This is a genomic window from Psychrobacter sp. T6-1 (genome assembly GCF_052258445.1).
This window is the reverse complement of record NZ_JBQQFC010000180.1, coordinates 1-4,988: the sequence shown is the minus strand read 5'-3', so window position 1 is coordinate 4,988 and position 4,988 is coordinate 1. Positions and strand designations below refer to the sequence as shown.

5 protein-coding genes are annotated in these 4,988 nt (G+C 44.9%); 2 read left to right on the top strand and 3 right to left on the bottom strand.

Annotated elements, in window-relative coordinates:
- Positions 1-28 precede the first annotated feature (28 nt).
- A complete protein-coding gene (locus tag ACTXGO_RS09570) occupies positions 29-448 on the bottom strand; it encodes a hypothetical protein (RefSeq protein ID WP_443574219.1) in 420 nt (139 codons plus the stop codon).
- A gap of 208 nt (positions 449-656) precedes the next feature.
- Entirely contained in the window at positions 657-3,074 is a 2,418-nt protein-coding gene (locus tag ACTXGO_RS09565) for a YgiQ family radical SAM protein (RefSeq protein ID WP_443542484.1), read from the bottom strand.
- 401 nt (positions 3,075-3,475) lie between these two features.
- Here ACTXGO_RS09565 and ACTXGO_RS09560 point away from each other — a divergent pair, with 401 nt between their 5' ends.
- The gene (locus ACTXGO_RS09560) at positions 3,476-3,775 is read left to right on the top strand and encodes a hypothetical protein (RefSeq protein WP_443574217.1); all 300 of its coding nucleotides are present in this window, start codon (positions 3,476-3,478) and stop codon (positions 3,773-3,775) included.
- Positions 3,776-3,860: 85 nt separating this feature from the next.
- Here the strand turns inward: ACTXGO_RS09560 and ACTXGO_RS09555 are convergent, their stop codons facing one another.
- Positions 3,861-4,328: an Lrp/AsnC family transcriptional regulator gene (locus ACTXGO_RS09555; protein WP_443542488.1), complete on the bottom strand. Its 468-nt coding sequence runs from the start codon at positions 4,326-4,328 to the stop codon at positions 3,861-3,863.
- 226 nt (positions 4,329-4,554) lie between these two features.
- Between ACTXGO_RS09555 and ACTXGO_RS09550 the strand changes: the two genes are divergently transcribed.
- The coding region (locus tag ACTXGO_RS09550) for an EamA family transporter (RefSeq protein ID WP_459112920.1) at positions 4,555-4,988 on the top strand (434 nt) is incomplete at its 3' end.

Here is a 4,988-nt window from a genome sequence, read left to right as displayed (position 1 = left end):
CTATCAATAGGAGACGCGGCCAATAGGCTTATCTACCTACTTTACAGTTGACCTGATACTCTCTACCGTTTGCCCATTTCATGGCTAACACACCTTCGTCACCTTTCATATGCCAAGCATAGATGACTTCTGGGTTTGACTGATTGACGTAGCTTGCGGTCGCGCCTTGGACGCCGCCATTTAGGATGATGTTTTGCTGCGACCAGCCAACCTTAGGTAAAGTTGCTGTTAGCATCGCTTGTTGCTTGTTGATTGATTGCTTAGCCATCACTTGGCTGTTGTCTGTACAGGTGTAAGGCACAGGCGCCATACGATCATAAGCCACGGTAGGGGCTGTATCGGTGACAGGCGTTGCAGGTGTCATAGGCGTGCTAGGTGCCATCGTTGAACAAGCACTGACCAAGGCAAGGGCAGGCATAGCTGTGGCTACTTTCATCATCGTATTCATAAGTTTCTCCAAAGTATAAAATCTATATGATGCATTCATTGCATAAAGTTATAGTAACCAAAACTAAGGATACGCTATGTTAGAAATTGTTTGTAAGCTGTGGGTTTCGTTGCCTTATCGATAACTAATGTAAGTATTTAGCGCGACTAAAGAAAGCACATCAGCCTGATAACTGATGTGCTTTCGGGTTATTAATCAAAAGTAATCGCTATTTCGTTTTACGCGGTGGCAATCCTGTGTGCTGAGTTTGAAAGTTGCCTTTACTCACTTTTTTCTTGCAAGCGCTGTTTTTATTATTACCTTGACGCTTGACAGAATCATTGCCGATGCGGCTGTTCTTTTTGCGTGCCGACTGATAGCCATTTTGCTCCCCATCACGGCCCTCTAAACTGGCGTTAAACGGTGGTATCAGGCAGCCACGGTTTTTACCAATGAGATCGCTACGACCCATGTCTTGCAGAGCACGGCGCAGCATTACCCAATTCTTTGGATCATGATAACGCAAGAAGGCTTTATGGAGTTTACGCTGCTTGCCCGATTTGACGATATCCATATCGCCACCTTCGCGGCTAACCTTATGTAGCGGGTCTTTGTGGGTGTGATACATTGTCGTCGCGGTTGCCATTGGACTAGGGTAGAAGGCTTGTACTTGATCAGCGCGATAATCATTGCGTTTGAGCCAAAGGGCGAGGTTCATCATGTCCTCATCTTTAGTACCTGGATGGGCCGCAATGAAATACGGAATCAGATACTGCTCTTTGCCCGCTTCCTGACTGAACTGCTCAAACATGGCTTTGAATTGATCATAGCTGCCCATGCCAGGCTTCATCATTTTTGACAATACGCCTTCTTCAGAGTGCTCAGGGGCAATCTTTAGATAGCCACCGACATGATGGCTCACCAGTTCTTTGACGTATTCGGGATCTTTTACGGCTAGATCATACCGTAGTCCTGAGGCAATCAGGATCTTTTTTACGCCTTTAATATCACGAGCTTTACGATATAGTTTAGTCAAATTACTGTGATCGGTGATTAGGTTTTCGCAGACATCAGGATAGACGCAAGAGGGCTTACGGCAGTTTTTCTCAATCGTTTCATCTTTACAGTTGAGGCGGTACATATTGGCAGTTGGCCCACCAAGGTCAGAGATGACGCCCGTAAAATTCGGTGCAGTATCACGAATGGCTTCAACCTCGCGTAGGATAGACTCCTCCGAGCGGTTTTGGATAATGCGCCCTTCGTGCTCAGTGATTGAGCAAAAGGTACAACCGCCAAAACAGCCACGCATGATATTGACCGAGAATTTAATCATGTCAAAGGCAGGAATGCGCGCATCGCCATAGCTCGGGTGCGGCAGGCGCGCATAGGGCAAGTCAAACACATAATCCATCTCTTCGGTTGAGAGCGGAATCGGCGGCGGGTTGAGCCAAACATCGATAGAGGTAAAGGAATTTCCCGCGCCGCTACTATGACGTTGCACCAGCGCGCGAGCGTTGCCTGGATTGGTCTCTAGATGCAGGATACGGCTGGCATGCGCGTAGAGTACAGGATCAGATTTGACTTGCTCATAGTCAGGCAGCCGAATGACGGTTTGCTCACGAGCGGGTAGTTTTAGCTTATATTTACGCGCCGTTTTTGGTTTGTATTCTTGAACCTCCATACCGCGCATTTGCACAACCTGAGTCTCTTCATCAACTTGATCAGCGTTCAAGACTTTATTAGTCACAGGCTCAGCGACAAAACCCTGATACTGTGATGAAAACGAGTTTTGATTTGGCGTCTGGTTGGGACGCTCTTGCTCAATCTTACAGCTGTCAACGTCTTCGGTCATGACATAAGGGTTGATAATGGGATCGACACGGCCAACGGTATCGACATCGTTACTAGCGACTTCTATCATATCCGCTTGCCAATGACGACGACTTGGCGTGAGTAAGTATGCCGTACCACGCAGTTTACTCATTTGCTCAAAGGTATAGCCTTTGGATAGACCATGCATCACATCGACAATAGCGCGTTCAGCATTACCGTATAAAAGAACGTCGGCACGGCTATCGAGCAAAATACTGCGGCGTACTTTATCTGACCAATAATCATAATGGGCGATACGGCGTAGGCTGCCTTCGATACCGCCTAAGATAATCGGCACATCAGGATACGCTTCACGGCAGCGCTGGCTGTAGACGATAGCCGCGCGATCAGGGCGCTTATTAGCGACATTGCCCGGCGAGTAAGCATCATCGCTACGTATCTTACGATCGGCAGTGTAGCGGTTGATCATGCTATCCATGTTGCCAGCGGTCACGCCATACGCATAGACGGGTTTGCCAAGCTCCATAAAGGCGTCTTTGCTTTTCCAGTCGGGCTGGGCGATGATACCCACGCGAAAGCCTTGCGACTCAAGTAAGCGCCCAATAATCGCCATCCCAAAGCTGGGGTGATCGACATAAGCATCGCCTGAGATGATAATCACATCGCAAGCGTCCCAACCGAGCGCATCCATCTCCGCGCGATTCATTGGCAAAAAGGGAGCAGGCTCGTAGCAGCTGGCCCAATGCTTATCGTAATCATAAAGCGCTTTGGTGCCTTGTTTAAAAGCGGTGCGGGCGATGGTATCGGCAGACATGGGACAACCTTAATCTTAAAAATACGGGTGATAGCTAGCGGCTAAGGATAGTTATTGTTGACTAATTGAGTAGCGGCTAATTTAAAGGCGCTCATTTTAACATGAATTGCGTTCACGATGTGAAAAAGCAATTTTCAATTATTTAGTTAAGTTATTGATAGTGCGAGAAAAACTACAGTTAACTTTTAGAGGGCCAGTCTGTTATTCTAAGGTTAAGTCATTGAAAATATAATGTAGCGATTTTGGACTAGAATGACGAGCGGTTAAGGCTCAAATAGATACTGTGACTTAATGAAAAAGCGCCTTCTCGATTATAAACGAATTTGAGAATAGAGATGATAAACAAAAACTTAAACCGCAAATTGCCACATTCAAGTCATCTAGCTTTACTAGCACTTCTTATGATTATAGCGTCTCCTGTCTATGCAGCAAGTGCAGCAGGTGCAGCAGGTGCAGCAGGGCATCTTACCTTTTACTATATGTTGTTTATACTACCCATTGTCTTACTCTTTCATCTTATTGCTGTTATTTACTTCCAAAAGCGAAATCGTTACCGCTCTAAAGCATTTACTCATAAACATTTAATTATCGTCATACTGTTTTTGTCGATTGGGGTAGCCACAACGACGTTTGAGTATGTGACAGACCTAAGTAGTACGGGTATTCACGTTGGTACCTTGTTGTCTCTTTTATTTGTTTAGGGCTTTATAGCGCTATTGTTTGCTATTCCCTACTTACTTCATCTTTTCGCTATCGAAGAGTGAGTTACTGCTTTTATCACTATAATCAATCGAGCAAAATCTTCGTCCCACTCTTGGTAAAATTCATCACAAACTGACTGCGAAAACTACGCACGTTATTCTCATAAGTGAGCAGGCTACGGGTAAATTCGTGATAGTCGTTCATATTCTTGGCATTGACCATCAGCATAAAATCAGCGTCCCCTGACACTTCATAACAGCTCATCACCCGCGGTTGCTCATTCATCAAGCGCTCAAACCGATGCTGCATTGAGGTATTAGAGCGCGACATCTCTATCATGACGATGGCCGTCAGACCATAACCGACCTTGTTCGGATCAAGAATAGCGACTTGCCTGGTGATGACCTTGTTATCTATCAGCGCTTGAATACGGCGCTGCGCGGTGGCTACTGAGACGTGCACTCGCTCTGCAATAGTCTTGAGTGGTAAGGTCGTATCTTCTTGGAGCAAATTTAAGATGGCTTTATCTGTATTGTCCAAAGCATGAGTCATTAAAAAACCTCTTTTTAAATCTGAAAATATCGTTTAATTATCATATAAATTGATAAAGCGATAAATAAGTTATTTTATATAGTAAATAAAGATAAATAAAATCATAATTTTGTATATTTAGAAATATATTTTCACTACGTGCTACTACAATAGAGAATATCAAATAGGTACTGGCTAAAACTCTAAAAATAAAGCTTGCACCTATATCTCATTTAAGGAGCCTTGTATGTCTACTTCTACATTATCTAATACTTTAGTCTCGCGTTTACCGCTACCGACAATGTGGACCGCAGGCAGCGTACAGCAGCGCACTTTAATGATGGGCGTAGCACTGGCAGTATTATCCAACCTGCTATTTGGTGTGCTTTATGCGTACAGTAGCTTTCTAGCGCCATTATCAGGCACACAAGTTTTTATTTGGCGTATGCTGGCGATGTGGGGCGCTTTGATTGGCTATCTGATTATTAGCGGTCGCTTGGGGTCACATATTGAGAGATTAAAGACACTTAAAACAGTTAAGCAGTGGACGTGGTTACTATTACCAACGCCAATATTTTTAAGTCAGTTTTGGCTGTTTATGTGGGCGCCTGTCAACGGTCAAGGCGTGCAAACGGCGATGGGTTATTTCTTATTCCCGCTCATGATGGTGCTGTTTGGCTG